This window comes from Burkholderia sp. MSMB1078WGS, from assembly GCF_001528895.1.
GTDB lineage: Bacteria > Pseudomonadota > Gammaproteobacteria > Burkholderiales > Burkholderiaceae > Burkholderia.
The window spans coordinates 136,058-158,265 of record NZ_LPDI01000098.1 but is presented as its reverse complement, the minus strand read 5'-3'; the positions used below and the strand labels follow the sequence as shown (position 1 = coordinate 158,265).

Below are 22,208 nucleotides of genomic sequence, written 5' to 3'. Positions count from 1 at the left end.
GGCGCAAGCCCGTTATTGGCCGGAACAGGTCCTGGCGATCCGGCTCAGTCGCCGAAGCCGATCTCCGCTTCGACCGGCTGGCCGATTTCGAGCCACGCGCCCGCACCCTCGACGACGATCGCATTGATGCCGAACGTCAGCGCACCGCCGTAGTTCGGGTTCGCGCGATAGGTCTGCATCGTGTCGGTCGGCTCGTGCGGCCATTCGGGATTGGGCGCGCCGGTGGCCTGGTCGATCGTCGGCATCGGGCAGCGCGTGCACAGCTTCACGAGCCGCAGCCGCACCGGCGTGTCGCCGCCGGTGTCGAGGTGCTCGACGAAATCCTCTTCGTACGCATCGAGATCCGACACGACGACGTTCGGCCGGAAGCGGTTCATCGGGATCGCCGGCGCGCCTTTGGCGGCAAGCCGCGCGTTCAGGTCGTCGAGCGACGACTGGCCGATCACCAGCAGCGGATAAGCGTCCGCGAACTGCGTATGCGTATCAATCTCGCCGGTCCACTTGCGGTCGCAATCGCGTCGGGCGTCGGCGGCGAAGCGCGCGAGCTTCGTCGGCACGCCGAGGAATTCGGTGAGCCATGCGGCCGTTTCGGTGCCCGTGTCGATCGCGTCGACGGTGTCGCGCCACACGGTCGCGGCCATCTTCGGCGTGGCGGGCGTCGCGTCGCCATCGAGCGGCGTGCGCAGTGCCGGCATGCCCGGCGCGTTCAGCACGAGCGCATCGTCGTCGAGTGTCGGGCGGATCAGCGCGAGGCGCGGGTGCGTGCGTTGCGTGAGCATTTGCCCGTGCGGATCGGTGATCAGCCAGTGGCGATCGTAGGCGAGGCCCGTTTCGAACAGTTGCGCGCGCGTCAGCGCGACGCCGGCACAGGATTTGATCGGGTAGACGAAGAGTTCGGCGATGGCTGGCATGACGCTGGCTGAAGGCGGGGTGATCGAATCGCGATTGTGCCAGATCGTGCCGGAGCCGTTTGACGGCTGCGCGCCGCCACGCGCCCGTCAGGCGAGCGGGAAGCCTGCATCGAAGGTCGTGCGCACGTCGAGCGGCTGGCGCAGCAGCCCGGCCTTCAGGTAGAAGTCGGCCGTGCGCTGCTGTTCGGCGATCACCGCTGCGTCGATCGGCAGCCAGCGCGTGCCGCGCCGCTCGAACTGCAGCTTCGCGGCGGCCGGCGGAATGCCGATGATGCGCGCAAGCGCCGCCGAATACGCGTCCGCATGCCGGTACGACCACGCTTGCGCACGCACGACACGCTGCAGAAAATCGCGCAGCACGTCGCGTTTCGACGCGATCGCCGCTTCGGTCGCCGCGACATAGCTGAGGCCCGACCACAGCCCGCGGCCGTTGACCAGCACACGCGCGCGGCGGCTCGTTTCGGCGAGCGCGGTATAGGGCTCCCAGGTCGCCCACGCGTCGATCGAACCGGTTGCGAGCGCAAGCATCGTGTCGGCCGGCGGCAGGAAGCGGAACGACACGGCATCCGGCGGCAGGCCGGCCGCATCGAGCGCCTTCAGCGTCACGAAATGGCCGATCGAGCCGCGCGTGGTGCCGATCCGCTTGCCCTTCAGGTCGGCAGCGCCCTTGAGCGCGGCGTCGGGGCGCACGAGCACGGCCGTGCCGTACGGATCGGAGCGGTTCGCGCCGATCACCTTGATGCGGGCGCCCGATGCGAGCGCGAAGATCACCGGCGCGTCGCCGATCGGCCCGCAGTCGACGGCGGCCGCGTTCAGCGCTTCGGCGAGCGGCGCGGCCGCGGGGAATTCGGTCCATGCGATGTCGTACGCGAGGCCGTTCAATTCGCCGGCCGCTTCGAGCAGCGCACGCAGCCCGCCTTTCTGGTCGCCGGCGCGCAGCAGCGGGCGGGCGCCCGATTGCGCGCGCAGGGTGGCCGGCGCGGCGGCGATCGTGGCAAGGGCGCTCGCCTGGGCGAGGAAGTGGCGTCGAGTCGGATTCATCGTGAATTTCTGTCGAAGGAAGGATTCGTGAGTTCAATGCGCAAGCCCGGCCTGTACGTCGCGCACGGGTTCCGCGTCGACGCGCAGCAGCAGCGCGGTCAGTGCGTCGCCGCCCGTGGCGCGCGCGGCCGGTCGGGCCACCGCATCCGAGCGGCACAGCAGGTCGGCATCCGACCAGCCGGCGCTGCCGGGCAACGCACGCGCCCGCAGCCAGCCGCGTCGATCGGCAAGCAGTTGCGTGCCGCCGAGCGCATCGGGCGGGACGCCGGCAATCGTCGCGAACGCGAGCCACGCATCGGTTGTCGTCGCGACGCAGTTCGCACGCGAGTCGACCGACGACGGCACGGACGCGCCGGGTTCGGCGACGAGCAAGGTCTGCCAGCGCGCGTCTTCCGGCGGTGGCGTCGCGCCTGCTGCGAGCGCGACGACGCGCACGCGCTGGCCGTCGCGCCAGCGTTCGAGCGCCTGAGGCGCGGCGTCGCCGCACCGTACGTCGAGTGCCGGCAGCGGGACGGGCACCGGCCACGCGCCTTCCGCCCGCGCGCCGCTACCGGCTGCCAGCGCTTTCAGGTAGGCGAGCACGGCCCATGTGTCCTGTGGACCGAGCGTGGCCGCGAAGCCGGGCATCGTCGACGCGCCGTGCGCGTCCTGCGTGCCGTGGCGTACGCGCCAGAACAGTTCGCCGTCGAGCCGACGCGCGAGCAGCGCGCCGGCGAAGGTCGGCGGCCAGTGCGCGAGCGTGGCCGCGAGCGGCCCTTCGCCACGTCCGTCCGCGCCGTGGCAGGCCGCGCAATGTTGCGTATACAGGTGGGCGCCGCGCATCACGGTCGCGACCGAAAACGGCGCGGGATCGCGCTGGAAACTCGTCGGCACGGCAGGCGCGAGCCACAGCGAAGCGGGCGGCCACGGCGCGAACCATGCGACGGCCAGCGCGGCGATGGCCGTCGCGACACGCCGCTTGCGCGCAGCCAGCGCGAGGCAGGCGAGCACGACGGCCAACGCCGTCGCGCCGCCGGCGAACGCGAGCTGCCGCGTGAGCCCCGCGTCGATGCGCAGCGTTTCGAGCGCGATGCGGTGTGCCCACGGCCACGCCGCCTGGCCATCGGCGTCGCCGGTCAGGCCGATCGCGTGCAGCACGCGCGCCAACGCGATTTGCGCGCGATACAGCAATTGCAGGAACGCAATGGCCCAGTCGGCGAACGGCGGCGCGTTCATCGCGCGCGTCCGCGGCGTGCCGCAGCCAAACGTCGAACGGCGCCGGGCATCTACCAGCTCGCATCGAGCCCGAGATGCCGCAGCGCGTCGTGGCGCAATTCGGCGAGGCGCGGGTCGCCGCGATGGCGCGGGTAGGGCAGGTCGACGCGCAGTTCGGCGACGATCCGTGCCGGGCGTGGCCCGAACACGATTACGCGCTGCGCGAGGAACAGCGCTTCTTCCACGTCGTGCGTGACGAGCAGCGCGGAGAAGCCGTCGCGTCGCCACAGGGCGGTCAGCTCGGCCTGCATCGTGAGCCGCGTCAGCGAATCGAGCTTGCCGAGCGGTTCGTCGAGAATCAGCAGGCGCGGATCGTTGACGAGCGCGCGCGCGAGCGCGACGCGCTGCGCCATCCCGCCCGACAACTGATGCGGAAACACGTTCGCGAAGTCCTGCAGCCCGACGCGCGCGAGCGCATCGTCGACGCGATGCTGCGCGGTGCGCGCCACGCCGCGCGCTTCGAGGCCGAGCGCGACGTTCGCGCGCACGCGCCGCCACGGGTACAGCGTCGGGTCCTGGAACACGACGATACGCGACGGATCGGGGCGCTCGATCGGCACGCCGTCCTGCGCGATCGTGCCTTGCCGCGCGGCGTCGAGCCCGGCGACGAGGCGCAGCAGCGTCGATTTCCCGCAGCCGCTCGGGCCGAGCAGGGCGACGAATTCGCCGGCCGCGACCGACAGCGACACGTCGTCGAGCACCGGCAGCGCGCCGCCGGGGCCGTCGAACGCATGGCTCACGCGGCGGATGTCGATGCGCGCGCCGCGCGGCGTCGTGACGGCGGGCGCGGCGGCCGCGGACGGTTCGAGTACGGCGGCGCTTACCATTTGACGGTTCCTTTCTGCCACGCGAGCACACGGTCGCGCACCGCGAACAGCAGCGCGATCAACCCGGAAAACAGCAGCGCCATCACGAGCAGCGCCGCATACATGTTCACGTACGACGCCCAGCCCTGCGCCCAGCTCAGGTACCAGCCGAGCCCCGACTTGACGCCCATCATCTCGGCGACGACCAGCACCGTGAACGACGCGCTCAGCCCCATGAAAATGCCGACGAACACGTGCGGCAGCGCGGCCGGAATCGCGACGCGCAGCACGAGGAAGCGCGCGTTCGCACCGAGCGTGCGCGCAACGTCGTAGTACTGACGGTTGACGCTCGCGACGCCCGACCACGTGAGGACGGCGACCGGGAAGCCCGTCGACAGCGCGATCAGGAACGCGGCGGCCGAATAGCTCGACGGAAAGAAGTAGAACGTGAGCGGCAGCAGCGCGGTGGCCGGCACCGGGCCGAGCACGCGCAGCACCGGATGCACCCAGTAGCCGATCCGGCGCGACCAGCCGATCGACACGCCCACCGCGAAACCTACCGTGACGCCGTACGCGAAGCCGAGCGCGAGCAGCTTCAGCGTGTTACCGGCGCTGCCGGCGAGGCGCGGCCAGTCGTCGACGTAGACCTCGATCAGTGCCTGCGGCGGCGCGAAGAACGGCGTCGGCAGCCAGCCGGTTTTCGCGGTGACGATTTCCCACGCGGCGAGCACGAGCGGCAGTGCGACGAGCCACGGGCCGGCCGGTCGCACCCGCGCGAGCCGCGTGCGGGTCGCGGCCACGAGATGACCGAGCGTCGCGGCGGCGAGCAGCAGCGCGGCGATCGTCCACGCGGCCGTGCCGAACGTGTCGGTGTACGCCCAGTCGCTGAAGCCGACGATCCGGTTCGGCCACAGTTGCGTGAGCGCGCCGAGCGCGGTCCACGCGAGCGCGGCGGCGATCCCGGTCGGCCAGATGCGTTCGCGCCGGGCGTCGGCGGTCAGCGCGGCGTCGCAGGCCGTGCAGGCCGTGCAGGCCGCGCGCGCGGTAGCGTCGGCGTGGGCGGCGCCGCCGGCCGATGCCGATGCGGCGGAAGCATGTTCGATCGTCGACATCGCGCTACCCCAGTACGTTGGCATAGACCTGCTGCGCGAAGCGCTGCGGGTCCGTGCTCTTCTTCAATACGCTGATGCGGCGGAAATCGTCCGCATAGAACGCGATTTCCTGCTGCAGGTCGACGTTGGTCGGGTGATGCGTGTAGGTGAGCGTCGCGTACAGCTTGCGCAGATCCTCGGGGCTGATCTTCGGCGAATACTTCGCGAACACCTTCGCGGCCTCGTTCGGGTTGTCGTGCGTGTATTCGGTGGCCTGCACGATCGAGCGCGCGAGCGCGGCGGCCGACGGCCGGTCGTTGCGTACGAGGTCGCCGCGCGCGCCGATCACGCAGCACACCTTGCGCGCGTATTCGCCGGACAGGTTGGTCGCGAGTTCGGTATACGCGCCGTTGCTGCGCTTTTCGAGCAGGTAGAGATTCGGGTCGCCGTCGGCGATCGCATGGATTTCGCCCTTGTCGACCGCGACGCCGAGCAGGTCGGCCGGATACTGCCGCCACGTGACGTCGCGTTCGGGATCGATGCCGTTCTTCGCGAGCAGGATCGAGAAGAAGTGCTTGCCGGGCGCGGCGAGATCGCTGACGCCGACCGTCTTGCCCTTGAGCGCCTGCAACGTCGTGACGCCGGCCGCCTTCGCGCCGAGCAGCCGCACGCAGCCGCCGTGCGAGCTGCCGATGATCTTCACGTCGAAGCCGGCTTCGAGCGGCTTCAGCCAGCGGTGGATCATCCCGACCGCCGCATCGGCCTTGCCGGTTGCGATCGATTCGAGCAACTGGTCGGTCGAGCCGCTGTAGTTGATCAGCTCGACTTTCAGCCCGTTTTTCTCGAAGAAGCCGCGCTCCTGCGCGACGACGATCGGCGTCAGGCAGAACGCGTTCTGGTTCCACGCGAACGTGAGTTTCTTCAGCGGCGGCGCGGACCAGGCCTTGCGGCCGAGCGTGATCGCCGGCACGGCGAGCGCGGCGGCGCCGGCCGCGCGCAGCAGCCGGCGGCGTTGGTCGTCGTGCGCGTCGGCGGGTATGGGTGCGGTGGTTTCGGTCATGGTCTGGTCTCCGGTGTGGCGCGAGAACGGGTCAGTCGAGCAGGTCGGGTTCGTCGGCGACGACGCGTGCGAACAGGCTGTCGAACGCATGCAGCGCGCCGTCGGGGCCACCGATCTGGCCGTGCGTGTGGCGCGCGGTTTCGTGATCGATCGGCTGCGGCGTGCCGGCCGCTTCAGCCAGCAACTGCGTGTGCGCGGCGTTGTCGAGCGCGATGTACCACCATGCGGCGGCCTCGACCGTCGGGCCGGCCGTCAGGATGCCGTGGTTCTTCAGGATCACGCCCTTGTGCGTGGTGCCGTCCGGCTTCGCGAGTGCATCGGCGATCCGTGCGCCTTCGCTGGTGTCGACGACCATCCCCGTGAAGTCGTCGAACAGCGCGTGGTCTTCGTAGAACACGCAGGCGTCCTGCGTGAGCGGATCGAGCGGGCGGCCGAGCGTCGACCACGCCTTGCCGTACGTCGAGTGCGTGTGCGCGGCGGCGACGACGTGCGGATGGGCTTCGTGGATCGCCGCATGGATCGCGAATGCGGCCTTGTTCAGCGGCCGCTTGCCGATCGCGGTTTCGCCGCGCGCGTTGACGAGCAGCAGGTCGGACACCTTGATCTGCGAGAAATGCACGCCGAGCGGGTTCACCCAGAAATGATCGGGCAACTCCGGATCGCGCGCGGTGATGTGGCCGGCGAGGCCCGACGCGAAGCCGAAGCGCGCGAACAGGCGGAACGCGGCCGCGAGCCGCTCCTGCCGGTGGCGGCGCTCGGCGGCCACGTCGATGCGCGGCGCGGGCGGATCGAACCAGAAATGCTGGCGCGGGGTGTCGGCGAGCACGAGGCCCGATGCGGTGCGCTCGGGCGAGGAAAGGACGGCGGACATGATCGCGTATCGCTCCGTCTCAGGCGGCACGGCGCGCCGCGTCGCGGGTGGCGACGGCGCTGCGCACGCGCGGAATCAGTTCGCGGCCGTAGTCGATCGCATCGTCCAGCGGATCGAAGCCGCGGATCAGGAAGGTCGTCACGCCGAGGTCGTAGTAGTCGAGCAGCGCGTCGGCGACCTGTTCGGGCGTGCCGACGAGCGCCGTCGAATTCGAGCGCGCGCCGGTAAGCTTCGCGATCTCGGTCCACAGCCGCTTGTCGACGCGCGAGCCGCGCTCGGCCGCGGCGAGCAGGCGGCGCGCGCCTTCGCTCTGCTGCGGGCCGCCGGCGCCGAGGCCGGCCGCTTCGCGCAGCCGGCGCGTTTCGTCGAGGATGCGGTGCGCACGCGCCCACGCTTCGTCCTCGGTCGCCGCGAGGATCGGCCGGAACGACACGGAGAAGCGCACCTGGCGGCCGTGCTTCGCGGCTTCGGCACGCACGCGCGTCGTCAGGTCGCGCACCTGGTCGAGCGATTCGCCCCACAGCGCATAGACGTCCGCGTGCTTGCCGGCCACCGCGAGCGCGGCTTCCGACGCGCCGCCGAAATAGATCGGCACGTGCGGCTGCTGGAACGGCTTCACTTCCGAAAATCCCTGCTTGAAGCGGTAATGCGCGCCGTCGTGATCGAACGGCTGCGTTTCCGTCCAGATCCGCCGCAGGATGCCGAGGTATTCGTCGGTGCGTGCGTAGCGCGCGTCGTGATCGAGGAAATCGCCGTCGCGCTGCTGCTCGCTGTCCGAGCCGCCGGAGATGAAGTGCACGGCGAGCCGGCCGCGGCTGAACTGGTCGAGCGTCGCGATCTGCCGCGCGGCGAGCGTCGGCGCGGTGAAGCCCGGGCGATGCGCGAGCATGAAATGAATGCGCTCGGTCGCGGCCGCCGCGAACGCGATCGTCAGCGTCGCCGACGGGCCGGTCGAATGGTGCGGCACGAGAATCCGGTCGAAGCCGGCCGTTTCGTGGGCGCGGGCAAAGTCGCGCACATAGTCGGGATCGACCGCCGGGCCGGACGCCGGGTGGATTTCCGACTGCTTCTGGCTCTGGATCATGCCGATGAATTCGACGCTCATCTGGGTCTCCGGTGCAGGGACGTTCCCGGCGCGCGGCCGGGCAGGAATGGAGCGCAGGTTAACGCCGGGATCATGCGGAATGGAAATAATCAATCCCGATTTGAATATCAGATTTGCATGGTTTGGGGCCGCATGCGTTGCGCATACGCTGTGGGCTCGCGAATGATGGGGCGCGCGTTGGCGCAGGCTTTGCCGCCGCTGTCGTTTTACGCCGCCGTGTTCGAACTACCCAGGGAATCCGTTTCGATGTCCGCCAGCCTTGCCGCTTCCTCGCCGTCACGGCAGCCTGCACTGCACGTCCTGCTTGCCGCCGCCGAAGCCGCCGACGAGACGAGCGACGCGCGCGTTGCCGCGCTGCTCGAGCGCCTCACCCCCGAACTCGCCGCCGATGCGGCCCGCAACGACGTCGAAGGCCGCTTTCCGCACGAGAATTTCGCGCGGCTGCATCGTGCCGGGCTGATCGCGCAGGTCGTGCCGCGCGAGCATGGCGGCGCCGGGGCGACGCTTGCGCGGGCGAGCCGGATCGTCGCCGCCGTCGCGCGGGCCGATCCGGCGACCGCGCTGGTGCTGACGATGACGTATCTGCAGCATCGCGCGCTCGGCCGCGCCGACAACCGCTGGCCGGCCCAGGTGCGGCGCGCGGTGTTCGACAGCGCGGTCGAGCACGGTGCGTTGATCAATGCGTTGCGCGTCGAGCCCGCGCTCGGTTCGCCGTCGCGCGGCGGGCTGCCGGCGACCGTTGCGCGCCGCGTTGCCGACGGCTGGCGGCTGTCGGGCCACAAGCTCTACAGCACCGGGATTCCGGCGCTGCGCTGGCTGGCCGTGTGGGCGCGCACCGACGAACCGGCACCGCGCGTCGGCGTGTTTCTCGTGCCGCGCGACCGCGATACCGACGGCGATCGCATCCGCGTGATCGAAAGCTGGAATCACCTCGGCCTGCGCGCATCCGGAAGCCATGAAGTCGTATTCGACGACGTGCCGCTGCCGGCCGATCACGCGGTCGACGTGCGCGCGCCGGACGCATGGGCCGTGTCGGCTGCCACCCACGCGGACGCCGACGCGCAGGCGGACCAGCAGGCGTGGATGGTCGCGCTGCTCGGCAGCCTGTACGACGCGGTGGCGCGCGCGTCGCGCGACTGGCTGGTCGAATTCGCGACGACGCGCGCCCCGAGCGGGCTCGGCGCACCGCTCGCGACGCTGCCGCGCGTACAGGAAGCGGTCGGCGAAATCGAGGGCTGGCTGCACACGAATCGCGTGCTGCTCGACGATCACATCGCGCGTACCGATGCGGGCAACGCGCCTTCGGCGACGACCAGCGGCCTCGTCAAGCGCACCGTGACCGAGCAGGCGATCCGGACGGTCGAGCAGGCGCTGAAGCTGTCGGGCAATCACGGGCTGAGCCGCGGCAATCCGCTCGAACGCCACTATCGCGACGTGCTGTGCAGTCGCGTGCATACGCCGCAGGACGATGCGATCGCGGTGGCGGCGGGGCGGGCGGTGCTCGATGCGGCGACGCGCGGGGGAGCGAACGCGGACGCGGACGCCACGTCACGCAACGGGGGCGAACGCGGCCGACATGATGCGTGAGCCGGTGCGGGTTGCCGCGCGGGGCGACGGCGCGACGCGACGCGGGCGCCGCGCGGCCGCGTCACGCGGCCTTGTCGTGCGATTGCTCGGGCAGCGCGAATGCCGTGCGCGCATGCGCGGCGACGGCCGCGAGCGGCGCATCGAAGCGGGCCGCATCGTGCCGGCGCAGCAGCCACAGGTCGATCTGCGGCTTGAAATCGGCGAGCGGCACGATGTCGAGCGCGTCGCGCAACGGGCTGCGTTCGACGAGCGGCAGCGGCATCAATCCGAGGCCGACGCCGTTTGCAACGCTTTGCAGTTGCAGATCGCGGCCGTACGCATCGAGCGTGACCGGCATCGGCAGGCCTTGCGCGTCGAGCGCACGCCGCAAGCCCGCACGAAAGCCGCAGCCGTCCGGATTGAGCACCCAGCCGCGCGCGTGGCAATCGGCGAGCCGATAGCTGCGGCGCGGCCAGTCGCCCTTGCGGCCGACCGCGACGAGCCGCGTCGCCAGCAACCGAACGCCTTCGGCCTGCGCCGGCAGCACCATTTCGCGCGCGAGGAAGACCAGCGCCGCATCGAGTTCGCGGCGCGCGATGCGTTCGACGAGCTGGCCGCCCCATGCGGTCGTGACGTGCGTCGCGAGTGCGGGCCACTGCGCGGCGAGGTCCGCGATGAGCGCCGGCAGCATCAGCTCGCCCAGCCCTTGCGTGAGCCCGATCCGGAATTCGCCTGCGGGCGGCTGCTCGCCTGCCGTCAGTTCGCGCAGCGCGTCGACCTCGCGCAGGATCGCGCGACATTGCTCGAACACCTGCCGGCCGATGTCGGTCGGGCGCGGCGGCTTCGTGTTGCGGTCGAGCAGCGTCACGCCGAGCGCTTCCTCGAGATTCTGGACGCGCCGCGTGATCGCGGGCTGCGTCATCCCGAGCTCGGCCGCGGCCTGGCTCAGGGTCTGGCAGCGGACGACCGCTGCAAAAGCGTCGATATCGCTAATTTTCATGTTTGTTCTGCATGGTCTTTCCGGTGCATCATGACGATCCATCATATTCGGCATCATATTCGAGGAGACGGCCGATGAGTACGCTTTCGTTGCAGCAGACGCCGCTGCGTCCGTTCGTCGAGGGTCTGGATGCGCTGCTCGCGTCCGGCGCGGACGAGGCGCGCATACTCGACGAGGGCGGCGCGCTGCTCGCCGCGCTCGTCGAACACGACGACTGGTTGCCCGACGCGTTCGCGCAGCCCGATCCCGAGCGCTACCGGCAGTACTTGCTGCATCTCGACCCGGACGAGCGCTTCTCGATCGTCAGCTTCGTGTGGGGGCCCGGCCAGACGACGCCGATCCACGACCACACGGTGTGGGGGCTGATCGGGATGCTGCGCGGCGGCGAGTTCTCGCAGCCGTACCGGTTCGACGCGGCCGGCAAGCCGGTGCCCGCGGGCGACGCCGTGCGGCTCCGGCCGGGCGAGGTCGAGGCCGTGTCGCCGCGCATCGGCGACGTACATCGCGTGACCAACGCGTTCGCCGACCGCGTATCGATCAGCATCCACGTGTACGGCGCGAACATCGGCAAGGTCGAGCGCGCGGTGTACCTGGACGACGGTACCGTGAAGCCGTTCGTGTCGGGCTATTCGAATGCCTGACGCGAAGCCCGCTCGCGCGGCCCGGTGCGGGTGCGCGCCGGCAGGGCCAGGCTCGATCCGTTCCGCTTTCTTCACTGACTTCAACGTATTCGACACAGAGACATCGTGACGCCATCCGCCGATTCCACCTTCCGCTTTCCCGTCGCGTCGTACCAGGACGTACGCGCGCGCCTGCTGGCCCGCGACGAGATCGCGCTGATCGACGTACGCGAGGAAGATCCGTACGCACAGGGCCATCCGCTGTGGGCTGCCAACTTTCCGTTGTCGAAGCTCGAACTCGACGCGTGGACGCGGATTCCCCGCCGCGACACGCCGATCGTCGTGTTCGGCGAAGCCGGCGGCGAGGATCTCGCGCCGCGCGCGGCCGCGACGCTCGCGCGGCTCGGCTACACCGACGTGCGGCTGCTCGACGGCGGCCTCGCGGGCTGGGTCGCGGCGGGCGGCGAACTGTTCATCGACGTGAACGTGCCGAGCAAGTCGTTCGGCGAATGGGTCGAGGCCGAGCGTCATACGCCGTCGCTGTCCGCGCAGGAGGTGCAGGCGCTGATCGACGCGAAAGCCGATGTCGTGATCGTCGACGCGCGCCGCTTCGACGAGTACCAGACGATGAACATCCCGACGTCGACGAGCGTGCCGGGCGCGGAACTCGTGCTGCGCGTGCGCGCGCTCGCGCCCGACCCGCGGACGCAGGTGATCGTCAACTGCGCGGGCCGCACGCGCAGCATCATCGGCACGCAGTCGCTCGTCAACGCGGGGCTACCGAATCCGGTCGCCGCGCTGCGCAACGGCACGATCGGCTGGACGCTGGCCGGCCAGACGCTCGAGCACGGTGCGGCGCGCCGTTTTCCGGACGAGATCGACGCGACGCAGCGCGCCGAAGCGCGTCGGGCCGCCCGCGCGGTGGCCGAGCGCGCCGGCGTGCCGCGCATCGCGCTGGCCGACGTCGCGGCGCTCGACGAACCGGGCCGCACGCTGTACCGCTTCGACGTGCGCACGCCGGAGGAATACGAAGCCGGCCACCTGCCGGGCTTCCTGAGCACGCCGGGCGGCCAGCTCGTGCAGGAGACCGATCATCACGCGGCCGTGCGCGGCGCGCGGATCGTGCTGGCCGACGACGACGGCGTGCGCGCGGACATGACCGCGTCGTGGCTCGCGCAGATGGGCTGGAACGTGCGCGTCGTCGAACCGGCCGGCGCCGCGGCATTCGTCGAGCGCGGCCAGCCGCCGCGCGACGTGCCGGCGCCGCCGCCCGCGACCGACGTGTCGCCCGCGACGCTCGCGGGCTGGCTGAAGGAGGCCGCGCCGGGCGAACTCGCGATCGTCGACGTGACGGCCAGCGCGAACTACGTGAAGCGTCATATTCCGGGCGCGTGGTTCGCCGTGCGCGCGCAGTTGCGCGACGCGCTGGCGGCGATTCCGCCCGCGAAGCGTTACGTGTTCACGTGCGGATCGAGTCTGCTGGCGCGGTTCGCGGCGCACGACGCCCGCGCGCTGCTGCCGGCGTCGGCCGACATCCGGGTGCTGACCGGCGGCACGGCCGCATGGATCGACGCCGGGCTGCCGCTGGAGAGCGGCGAGACCCATCTCGCGTCGCCGCGCGTCGACCGCTACCGGCGCCCGTACGAAGGCACCGACAACGCGGCGGCGGCGATGCAGGCGTATCTCGACTGGGAATACGGGCTGGTCGACCAGTTGAAGCGGGACGGCACGCACCACTTCAACGTGATCTGAGCGACGCGGCGCAACCGGGCGCGGCGCGTCGTGCGCGGCGCCCGGTCGCGATGCGGGTGGGCGCTTCGTATCAGCGCGCGAACGTATCGACGGCCGTGCGGCCGACGGCCGGATCGTCGGTGAAGAAGCCGTCGATGCCCGCGCGCAGGTACGCCTGGATCTCGCGCACCGAGCCGGCCGTGTTGCGCGTGGCCGGCGTGCCGCCGTCCTTCAGCGACGCGGGCAGGAAGTTGTTCTCCGGGCGGAACGTGTACGGATGCACGACGAGGCCGGCCTCGTGCGCGTAGCGCACGTACGGCGTCGGCTGCTGCAGCGTGCCGTCCGCGGCGACCGCGATGATCGACGTCTTGTACGGCCCGACGCCGTTCGCATAGGTCGCGATTTCGCGCATGCCGTCGCGCGTCGACAGGTCGCCGTAGGTGCGCTTGTCGTTCGCCTTCACGAAGTCGTACGGGCGCTGACCGGCTTCGTCCATCAACTGCACGAGCTTCCAGTTCGGCTGGCTCGACTTGATCCGGTTGCGGATCATCTTCAGGTTCGCGACTTCGAACGACTGGATATAGACGGTCGCCGTGCGCGACGTGTACGGATCCTTCAGCAGTGCGTCGACGAGGCGGTCCTCGAGCGGCAAGTCGATCGACTGGAAGTAGGTCGGATGCTTGGTTTCCGGATACAGGTGGATCGTGCGGCCGGTCTGTGCGGACATCTGTTTCGCGAGCGCGACGATCTCGTCGAAGGTCGGGATCTCGAACTGGTCGTTGTACGCGGTGTTGGCGGGGCGCACCTGCGGAATGCGCTCGCGCGCCCGCAGCGTCTTCAGCTCGGCGAGCGTGAAATCCTCGGTGAACCAGCCGGTCAACTGCACGCCGTCGATCGTCTTGGTCGCCTTGCGGCTCGCGAACTGCGGCAGCGTCGACACGTTCGTCGTGCCCGAGATCTCGTTCTCGTGGCGCGCGACCAGCACGCCGTCGCGCGTCGCCACGAGGTCGGGCTCGATGATGTCCGCGCCGTCCTCGATCGCCTTGCGGTACGACGCGAGCGTGTGTTCGGGGCGCAGCGCGCTCGCGCCGCGATGGCCGACCACCTGGACCTTCGCGGAAATCGGCTGCGTGGGATCGCGCGTCAGATCGTCGTCGCCGCCGCACGCGGCGAGCAGGAACGCGGCGGCACAGGCGAACGGGACGTAGCGCAGGGAGGTCGGGCGCTTGAGGAGCATGTCGATGAACCTTCGAAACGGAGTCGGAAAAGGGCGCTCGCGCCGGCGGCCTGGCAGCGCGCCGGGCTGAACGGGATCGAACGGAGCGCGATCGTCGCACCGAATGATTACATATGTATTACTTGTGCCTTTCCGTTTGTTTTTGAGGGCGGCGAGCGTGCCCGCGCGGCATCCGCCCGTCGCAGGCTGCCCGCGCGCCGGATGCACTAAACTTGCGGGAATTTTGCATCGCCGCACCGGGGCCGCCGCCGCCGGGCGCGGCGATGCGGCGACTCGCGGGCCGGCGCGGGCGCCCGGCGCCCGTGTGCGTCCGGGGCCCGCGCCGGCCGATTTTTCCCGACCCATGACGACCCATACCGATCCCGCCTATCTCCTCGGCGAGCTGCTGAAGAACGTTTCCCGCTCCTTCTACCTGACGCTGCGCGTGCTGCCCGACGGCATGCGCGACCCGGTCGGCCTCGCGTATTTGCTTGCGCGCGCGGCCGACACGATCGCCGACACGGCGCTCGTCGCGCCCGACCGCCGTGCGGCGCTGCTGACCGACCTGCGCGACGACGTCGAGCGGCTCGGCGACGGCGCGGCGCTGTCGCGTTCGCTCGAGGACGTGACGCGGATGCAGGCCGATTCGCACGAACACCTGCTGCTCGGCTCGATGGAGCCGATGCTCGCGCTGCTGCGCGCGCAGCCGGAGGCCGATCGCGCGTCGATCCGCAAGGTCGTCGCGACGCTCACCGCGGGGATGGAATTCGACCTGCGCACGTTTCCGGACGAGCAGTCGGGGCAGGTCGCATCGCTGCCGACGCGCGATGCGCTCGATCGCTACACGTACCTCGTCGCGGGCTGCGTCGGCGAGTTCTGGACCGACATGACGGACGCGCACACGCGCGCCGCGCGCGGCTGGGATCTGCCGGACATGCGCGAGAAGGGCATCCGTTTCGGCAAGGCGCTGCAGATGACCAACATCCTGCGCGACTGCGCGAAGGATCTGCGCATCGGCCGCTGCTACCTGCCCGACGACGTGCTGCGCGCGCACGGGCTCGTCGTGGCCGACCTGATGCAGCCGGAGGCTTCGGCGCGCGCGCGCGGCGTGCTGGTCGACCTGCTGCGCGTCGCGCTCGACCAGTATCGCGACGCATGCCTGTATACGCTCGCGATCCCACGCCGTTTCGTGCGGCTGCGGCTCGCCTGCCTGTGGCCGATCATGATCGGCCTCGAAACGCTCGAACTGCTGGCCGGCCACGCTGCGTGGCTCGACCCGGCGAAGCCGGCCAAGGTGCCGAGAAAGCGCATCTACCGGATCATGGCGGCGTCGCTTGCGTTGGTCGGTTCGAACTCGGCGATCCGCGCGCGCCTGAACGCGCTCGTCGATGCCGTGAGCGCGCGGCTCGCGCACCCCGCGACGCAGCACTGAAGATCGCCGGCGCGGCAGGCGCCGGCATCCCCTCCCGGCCCGCATTCGACGGGCCGTTCTCGTGCCGTCACCGGCACGCCGACAAAAACGTTTTCATGATTTCGTGTTTCGAAATGCGGCTGTCATGAACGTCGGCGATCCTGCGCGGCGGCGTGAATCGCGGCGTCAGCTTCGATCGCGCATTTGTAAGACGTTTCATTGCCGAAGGCGTCTGACGACATCGGACGGTCGCGTGGCACCCGTAAAAATGTAAAGCTAGGGTTTTCACCGGCAAATGCCGGAAACGCCCGCCGCACAAGTGTTTCGGGCTGTCATGTAACCGTTTGGTGAACCCGCGCGTTGCGTCGATCATACGATGACCGACTGCACATGTTGGGAAACAATTGGTAATCCGTCAGAATCGCGTCGGCATGTACTCGCACATGTGTCAGTCATAAAACCACACCAGAAAAGAAATCATTCTTTGAGGACGGAGAATCAATGAAAAAGCGCGTCGCTTTCGCCATGACGGCAGTCGGTCTCGCAGCCGCTACCGCCGCCCACGCCCAGAGCAGCGTGACCCTGTACGGTATCGTCGACAACGGTCTGGCTTGGCAGAACAACTCGTCGGCAGTCGGTGCAACCTCGGGTGGTCACTCGAAGGTGCAGATGTCCACCGGCGTGTGGGCAGGCAGCCGCTTCGGCCTGAAGGGCAGCGAAGATCTCGGCGGCGGCACGAAGGCGATTTTCCAGTTGGAAGCCGGCGTCAACACGGCTAACGGCTCGTCGCAGTGGACCAACGGCATCTTCACGCGTCAGGCATGGGTTGGTCTGACCAACACCACGTACGGTACGCTGACGGCCGGCCGCCAGTACACCGCGTACTACACGCTGCTGTCGCCGTACAGCCCGACGACCTGGCTGACCGGTTACTACGGCGCGCACCCGGGCGATATCGACTCGCTGGATACCAGCTACCGCGCGAACAACTCGCTCGTCTACATGTCGCCGAAGTTCTACGGCTTCACGGTCGGCGGTTCGTACTCGTTCGGCGGCGTTGCAGGCGCGACGAACCGCGGCTCGACGTGGAGCGCGGCGATCCAGTACCTGAACGGCCCGGCAGGCATTGCGGTCGGCTACCAGAAGGTCAACAACTCGACGCTCGGCGGCGGCGTGTGGGGCGCGAATTCGACGGTCCAGAACGGCCTGACGGCAACGGGCGACGGCAACCAGCCGGCAGTTTCGTCGATCAACAACGGCTACGCGACCGCGCAGTCGCAGCAGCGGATCGCCGTGACGGCGGGCTATCAGTTCACGCCGGCATGGGACATTTCGGCGTCGTACTCGAACGTCCAGTACACGCCGGGCACGGGTTCGTTCTTCCGGAACAAGGCCATCTTCAACACGGCTGGCGCCGTGCTGCACTGGAAGGCAGCAGCTCAGTGGGACTTCGCGGCAGGCTACTCGTACACGGCCGCCACGCAGTCGAACGGCATCACCAGCGCGGCCAAGTACCACCAGGTCACGCTGTCGCAGTACTACAGCCTGTCGAAGCGCACGGGCCTGTACGCGGTTGAGGCTTACCAGCACGCGAGCGGCAACACGCTGAACACCAAGGGCAACGCAATCATCTCGGCGACCACGTCGATCGGTGACGGCGTGGGCGCAGGTTCGAAGCAGAACCAGATCGGCGTCGGTGTCGGCCTGATCCACCGCTTCTGATGCCGCGCGGCGCGCGAGCGCCGCTCACGGCATGCGGGATGAAAAAACCGGCTTTCGAGCCGGTTTTTTCGTTTACGTCGCGAGCGTCGCCCGATCCGCAGGATCACTGATCGATCGGCGACTTCAGCGGCTGATGCTCGCCCGTCAGCCCGAACACGACGAGTTGCGCGGGCTCGGTCGCGCTCGCATTGCGCGACACCTGATGTCGCGAGCCGGGCGGCTCGTACCAGCCTTCGCCGGCGCGATAGCGTTGCAGCGGGCCGCCGTTCACCTGCGACAGCACTTCGCCTTTCGACACGACGGCGAACACCGAGCCGAGATGCCGATGCGCTTCGGAAGCCTGGCCGGGCGCATAGTCGACCGTCGCGACGACGACGCGCTTGCCGGGCGCTTCGGGCACGGCCTGCTGCATGACTGCGTGCACGCCGTCGTCGGCGTCGTGCGCGCGGGCGGCGGTTGGCAGTGCCGCGGCGAGCACGAGCCCGGCGCACAGCGCGACGCAATGGAGCGGGGAACGGATCATCGTCGCCTCCTTACTCGGGCATCTTGCGGAACGCGATCGCGAAGCGGTTCCACGAGTTGATCGTCGCGATCAGCATCGACAGGTCGAACAGCTCCTCGTCGGTGAAGTGCGGCTTCACGGCTTCCCAGACGGCGTCGGGCACATGGTTGCTGGCCACGAGCGTCAGCGCCTCGGTCCATTCCAGCGCCGCGCGTTCGCGCTCGGTGAAGAACGGCGTTTCGCGCCACGTGACGACGGTCGCGAGACGGCGATCGGTTTCGCCGCCCTTGCGCGCGTCGGTCGTATGCATGTCGACGCAGAACGCGCAGCCGTTGATCTGCGACGCGCGCAGGCGGACGAGCTCGGCGAGCGGTTTCTCGATCGAGCTTTTCGCAAGGAATTCCTCGGCGTTGCGCATCACCTTGATGGCATTCGGGCTGGCGGCATAGAAGTTCAGGCGCGGTTGCATGGCAGGTCCTTTCCGGTTGGGTAGCGCCGGGGTGGCGCGACAGGACCTACTTTAAGACGCGTACTGGCCTGCCTGAATAGCCAATTTCTTGAAAATTCAGGTAACCGGTGGCGGCCCGCCCGCGAGGCCGGCGTCCAGCAAACCGGCCAGCTTCGCGAGCGCCGTGTCGATGCGCGGCGCGTCGATTCCGCCGTAGCCGAACAGCAGCCCCGGGCGCACCGGCACGCCCACGTGGAACGCCGAGATTCCGTACAGCCCGAGGTCCTGCGTCCGCGCCGCGCGGACCAGCGACGCTTCGTCGAGCCCCGGCTTCAGGTGCGCGGCGAGGTGGATGCCGGCGGTCGGCACGATCGCGTCGAACCACGGCGCGAGTCCGCCGCGCAGGTGTGCGATCAGCATCTTGCGACGCGCGTCGTAGTGCTTCTGCACGCGTTTCAGGTGCCGTGCGAAATCGCCTTCGAGCATGAAGCGCGCGAGCGCCGCCTGCGTCAGCGTGCACGTGTGCCAGTCGACGATCTGCTTGGCCTTGGCGAGCGCGCCGCGCAGCGCGCGCGGCGGAATCGCGTAGCCGATCCGCAACTCCGGAAAGATCGTCTTCGAGAACGTGCCGACGTACGCGACAAGGCCCGTGCGGTCGAGGCTCTTCAGCGATTCGACCGGCCGCCCTTCGAAGCGGAATTCGCCGTCGTAGTCGTCCTCGATGATCACCGCGCGGCGGCGCTGCGCCCATTCGAGCAGCGCGACGCGGCGATCGAGCGTCATCGGCATGCCGAGCGGGAACTGGTGCGACGGCGTCACGTAGACGAGCCGCGCGTCGTCCGGCAGCCGCTCCGTGACGAGGCCCTGCGCATCGACCGGCACGCCGATCACCGTCGCGCCGAGCGACGCGAACGCGGCGCGCGCCGGCGGATAGCCGGGATCCTCGACCGCGACGACGTCGCCCGGCCGCACGACGACGCGCGCGAGCAGGTCGAGCGCCTGTTGCGCGCCCTGCGTGACGAGCACGTCGTCCCAACTGCAGGCGACCGCACGGCTGAATGCGACGTAGCGCGCGATCGCGCCGCGCAACTGCGGGTCGCCGGCCGGGTCGTGATACTGGCCGGGGCCGCGCGCCTGCTGGCGCAGCGCGTGATGCAGGCAGCGCCGCCATGCGTCGAACGGGAACAGCGTCTTGTCGGTCACGCCGCCGCGAAAGTCGAAGCCGGGCGAATCCTGCGGCGCGGGCATCGCGAGCGCATCGGGCAGGTCGTTCCACAGCGCACGCGCATCGACCGCGTCGATGCGCGGCGTCTCGTCGACGATCGACGGCGCCGACGTCGCCGCGGCGTGCGGCACGCGCGCCAGGCCGTCGGCGACGAACGTGCCGTCGCCGGCGCGGGTGGTCAGGTAGCCCTCGGCGACGAGGCGCTCGAATGCGTCGAGCGTCGTCTTGCGCGACACGCCGAGCTGTTTCGCGAGGTCGCGCGTCGACGGCAGCCGCGCGCCGCCTTCGAGACGCCCGTCGACGATCGCGGTGCGCAGTTGCCGGAAGATTTGCCCCGTCAGGTCGTGACGGCCTTCGATGCGGATCGCGATGTCCATCGCAGTGGTTACCTCGATTCGAGTCGTTTCGCGTGAATCAGCATACCGGAAGTCGCCCGCGTCAGCGGCGGTTAAAGGGGGCGAGCGGCTTCGCGCGACGACGGCCGGGCCGCGCATTCCCGCGACGGGAAACTGCTGCCGCATGGCGTGCGCGTGAACGTGGTCAGCCCGGGGCCGGTGCAGACGCCGCTGTACGGCAAGCTCGGGCTCGATGCGGCGACGCTCGACGAGACGGCCGACAAGATCAAGGGCCTCGTGCCGATCGGCCGGTTCGGCACGCCGGACGAAATCGCGTCGACGGTGCTGCACCTGAGCGCGCCGGAATCCGCGTTCATCGTCGGCGCGGAAATCATCGCGTCGGGCGGGATGGGCTTGCTCTGAGGGGCGACGCGGGCGGGACCGCAACCGGCCGATACGGTGCCGGGCGAGCGGCCCCCGTCACATGCGCTAGCGGGATGCACACGCGCCGCGCGCGGCGTCACCGGTTTCCAGTTGCGTCACCGTCAACCCCGCGAACGTCGCGCGGCCTTGCTCGGCAAACACGGCCACGCGATCCGCATCGAGCGGCGGAAAGATCAGGTCCGTCAGCGCCACGCGGCCGCCGTTCGCGAAGACCTCGACCGACCCGCGATCGACGACGATTTCGAGCCGCAACTGCCCGTGTTCGAGCGGCAGATCGACGATGTGCTCGCGGCTGAACGTGCCGGCGAAATTCGCTTCGCCGGATTGCGAGCGGTCGAGCGTCAGCGTGCGTTTCGCGGTGTCGTACACGATCCGGGTGCCGATCGAGCCGTCGCCCGAGCGCCGGACGATCAGCCCCGCACGCGCGGCACGCTGCGGCGAGATCGTCACCGTGATGCGCTGGACGACGCCGCGCGTGGCGGCCGACAGCACCCGGGTAGCGGAGTCGACCGTGACGTCGCCTTCATGCACGGCGGGCCGGCCGTCGGCCCATGCGTCGAAGGCGGCGGCGGGCGCGACGACGAGTCTCGGCTCGCCGTCGATCGTCTTCAGCGACAGTTCGCGCGGCAGCGTGGTCGCGCCGCGCCATGGGGCGGTCGGCGCCTTTGCCGCGTAATCCCAGTTGCTCATCCATGCGATCGCGACCGGTCGGGCGCCGGGCGCGCCGGAGAACGTGCCGGCCGCATAAAAATCGGCGCCGTGATCGACCCAGCGGAATTGCGCGGGATCCGAGCCGCCCGGCGCGACGCGGTCGGGCACGAACGTGCGGCCGTCGAAGTCGCCGACGAAATACATCGCGCCGGAACCGCCGGCGATCGACCACGGATTCACGTTGACGATCATCACCCACTTGATGCGGCGGGGATCGCCGTCGAGCGGCAGCGGGACGAGATCGGGCATTTCCCACAGCGCGCCCGCGTGCGGCACGTCCGGCAGCGTGAAATCGCTCAGGAACGACCAGTGGATCAGGTCGTCGGAACGATAGAGCTTCACGACCTGCGCATCGGCGACGACCGTCGTCATCAACCAGTAGCCGCCCGGCGCATACCACGACACTTTCGGGTCGCGAAATTGCTTCGATTCCGGGTCGAGCGTCAGCACCGGGTTGTGCGCATACGGTTGCCAGGTCGTGCCCCGATCGAGGCTGTACGCGAGCGACTGGGCCTGTATGCCGGGTGCGTGGCCCGAGCCGGGCTTGTAGACGCTCGTATAGAGCGCGACGAGCGGCGTGTGGCCCGGTTTGCCGAGGCCGGACGTGTTCAGGGTATCGGCGACGATCGAGCCGGAGAAGATTTCCTCGGTGGCGTTCGCGCGCATCGCGACCGGCTGCTCGCGCCAGTGGACGAGATCGGTGCTGATCGCGTGGCCCCACGACATGTTGCCCCAGTCGTTGCCGAGCGGGTTGTACTGATAGAACAGGTGATAGCGGCCGTTCTCGTAGACGAGCCCGTTCGGGTCGTTCATCCAGTTGCGCTGCGGCGTGTAGTGGAGGGCAGGCCGCCATTGCGGCGTGCCGTTTTCGGCCGGCGTGTGGCATGGCGCGGCGGCGGCCTGCGTGCAGGCCATGCAGACGAGCAGCAGCCGGACGAGGCGGACGGAACAGCGGAAAGACGTCGATTTCATGCGGGGCCGGGCGCTTCGTCGGGCGAAGCGGGAAAGGAGGGCGCAGGCCGGCTGCAACGGCGGCATGCGCGATGGTCGAAAGAAAAGTCGAAATAAAAAGAGGAGGCGCACACGCGACACGCGCGATACGCGCCTCCCGAACCTCGTGCCTTCAGAGACGATCGTT

General features: G+C 69.6%; 19 protein-coding genes and 1 pseudogene. 6 read left to right on the top strand and 14 right to left on the bottom strand.

Annotated features, from left to right (window positions below; genetic code table 11):
• Window positions 1-44: 44 nt before the first annotated feature.
• The 8 genes from WT24_RS25115 to WT24_RS25080 all read right to left on the bottom strand — a co-directional run bounded on the left by WT24_RS25115 (window position 45) and on the right by WT24_RS25080 (window position 8,139).
• On the bottom strand, window positions 45-911 hold the full coding sequence (locus tag WT24_RS25115; protein WP_060036176.1) for an MOSC domain-containing protein: 867 nt from the start codon (window positions 909-911) through the stop codon (window positions 45-47).
• 87 nt (window positions 912-998) lie between these two features.
• Entirely contained in the window at window positions 999-1,952 is a 954-nt protein-coding gene (locus WT24_RS25110; protein ID WP_060036175.1) for an ABC transporter substrate-binding protein, read from the bottom strand.
• A gap of 33 nt (window positions 1,953-1,985) precedes the next feature.
• On the bottom strand, window positions 1,986-3,167 hold the full coding sequence (locus tag WT24_RS25105; RefSeq protein ID WP_060036174.1) for a cytochrome c: 1,182 nt from the start codon (window positions 3,165-3,167) through the stop codon (window positions 1,986-1,988).
• Window positions 3,168-3,217: 50 nt separating this feature from the next.
• Window positions 3,218-4,033: an ABC transporter ATP-binding protein gene (locus WT24_RS25100; protein WP_060036173.1), complete on the bottom strand. Its 816-nt coding sequence runs from the start codon at window positions 4,031-4,033 to the stop codon at window positions 3,218-3,220.
• Window positions 4,027-5,124 (bottom strand): ABC transporter permease, encoded by a 1,098-nt coding sequence (locus WT24_RS25095; protein ID WP_060036172.1) that lies wholly within the window; start codon window positions 5,122-5,124, stop codon window positions 4,027-4,029. The genes WT24_RS25100 and WT24_RS25095 overlap by 7 nt, the downstream gene beginning before the upstream one ends.
• Before the next feature lie 4 nt (window positions 5,125-5,128).
• Window positions 5,129-6,163, bottom strand: a complete 1,035-nt coding sequence (locus WT24_RS25090) for an ABC transporter substrate-binding protein (protein WP_060036171.1) — start codon at window positions 6,161-6,163, stop codon at window positions 5,129-5,131.
• A 31-nt stretch (window positions 6,164-6,194) separates the two neighbouring features.
• Complete coding sequence (locus tag WT24_RS25085) at window positions 6,195-7,034, bottom strand: class II aldolase/adducin family protein (RefSeq protein ID WP_060036170.1); 840 nt, start codon at window positions 7,032-7,034, stop codon at window positions 6,195-6,197.
• Window positions 7,035-7,053: 19 nt separating this feature from the next.
• Entirely contained in the window at window positions 7,054-8,139 is a 1,086-nt protein-coding gene (locus tag WT24_RS25080; protein ID WP_060036169.1) for an LLM class flavin-dependent oxidoreductase, read from the bottom strand.
• Between the two features lie 246 nt (window positions 8,140-8,385).
• Here WT24_RS25080 and WT24_RS25075 point away from each other — a divergent pair, with 246 nt between their 5' ends.
• Window positions 8,386-9,726, top strand: coding sequence for an acyl-CoA dehydrogenase family protein (locus WT24_RS25075; protein WP_060036168.1), 1,341 nt, complete (start codon window positions 8,386-8,388; stop codon window positions 9,724-9,726).
• 61 nt (window positions 9,727-9,787) lie between these two features.
• Here the strand turns inward: WT24_RS25075 and WT24_RS25070 are convergent, their stop codons facing one another.
• Window positions 9,788-10,762 carry a LysR family transcriptional regulator gene (locus tag WT24_RS25070; protein WP_179949391.1) on the bottom strand — a complete coding sequence of 325 codons (975 nt, stop codon included), beginning with the start codon at window positions 10,760-10,762 and terminating at the stop codon, window positions 9,788-9,790.
• A 17-nt stretch (window positions 10,763-10,779) separates the two neighbouring features.
• Here WT24_RS25070 and WT24_RS25065 point away from each other — a divergent pair, with 17 nt between their 5' ends.
• Window positions 10,780-11,346 carry a cysteine dioxygenase gene (locus tag WT24_RS25065; protein ID WP_059789422.1) on the top strand — a complete coding sequence of 189 codons (567 nt, stop codon included), beginning with the start codon at window positions 10,780-10,782 and terminating at the stop codon, window positions 11,344-11,346.
• A gap of 105 nt (window positions 11,347-11,451) precedes the next feature.
• Window positions 11,452-13,077: a rhodanese-related sulfurtransferase gene (locus WT24_RS25060; protein WP_060036166.1), complete on the top strand. Its 1,626-nt coding sequence runs from the start codon at window positions 11,452-11,454 to the stop codon at window positions 13,075-13,077.
• A 70-nt stretch (window positions 13,078-13,147) separates the two neighbouring features.
• Here WT24_RS25060 and WT24_RS25055 read toward each other — a convergent pair whose 3' ends face one another.
• On the bottom strand, window positions 13,148-14,293 hold the full coding sequence (locus tag WT24_RS25055; RefSeq protein WP_060036165.1) for a glycerophosphodiester phosphodiesterase: 1,146 nt from the start codon (window positions 14,291-14,293) through the stop codon (window positions 13,148-13,150).
• A gap of 343 nt (window positions 14,294-14,636) precedes the next feature.
• Between WT24_RS25055 and WT24_RS25050 the strand changes: the two genes are divergently transcribed.
• Window positions 14,637-15,704: a phytoene/squalene synthase family protein gene (locus tag WT24_RS25050; protein ID WP_060036164.1), complete on the top strand. Its 1,068-nt coding sequence runs from the start codon at window positions 14,637-14,639 to the stop codon at window positions 15,702-15,704.
• A gap of 480 nt (window positions 15,705-16,184) precedes the next feature.
• Entirely contained in the window at window positions 16,185-17,405 is a 1,221-nt protein-coding gene (locus WT24_RS25045; RefSeq protein ID WP_059505096.1) for a porin, read from the top strand.
• Between the two features lie 103 nt (window positions 17,406-17,508).
• On the opposite strand, the gene WT24_RS25040 is transcribed toward WT24_RS25045, so the two are convergent.
• The 3 genes from WT24_RS25040 to WT24_RS25030 all read right to left on the bottom strand — a co-directional run bounded on the left by WT24_RS25040 (window position 17,509) and on the right by WT24_RS25030 (window position 19,957).
• The gene (locus tag WT24_RS25040; RefSeq protein ID WP_060036163.1) at window positions 17,509-17,928 is read right to left on the bottom strand and encodes a cupin domain-containing protein; all 420 of its coding nucleotides are present in this window, start codon (window positions 17,926-17,928) and stop codon (window positions 17,509-17,511) included.
• 10 nt (window positions 17,929-17,938) lie between these two features.
• Complete coding sequence (locus WT24_RS25035; protein WP_006479143.1) at window positions 17,939-18,376, bottom strand: carboxymuconolactone decarboxylase family protein; 438 nt, start codon at window positions 18,374-18,376, stop codon at window positions 17,939-17,941.
• A gap of 96 nt (window positions 18,377-18,472) precedes the next feature.
• Window positions 18,473-19,957, bottom strand: a complete 1,485-nt coding sequence (locus tag WT24_RS25030) for a PLP-dependent aminotransferase family protein (RefSeq protein ID WP_060036162.1) — start codon at window positions 19,955-19,957, stop codon at window positions 18,473-18,475.
• 129 nt (window positions 19,958-20,086) lie between these two features.
• Here WT24_RS25030 and WT24_RS25025 point away from each other — a divergent pair.
• Window positions 20,087-20,338 (top strand): annotated as a pseudogene (locus WT24_RS25025) (SDR family oxidoreductase); the annotation flags it as partial.
• A gap of 66 nt (window positions 20,339-20,404) precedes the next feature.
• Here WT24_RS25025 and WT24_RS25020 read toward each other — a convergent pair.
• The gene (locus tag WT24_RS25020; protein ID WP_060036161.1) at window positions 20,405-22,042 is read right to left on the bottom strand and encodes a glycoside hydrolase family 32 protein; all 1,638 of its coding nucleotides are present in this window, start codon (window positions 22,040-22,042) and stop codon (window positions 20,405-20,407) included.
• Window positions 22,043-22,208 lie beyond the last annotated feature (166 nt).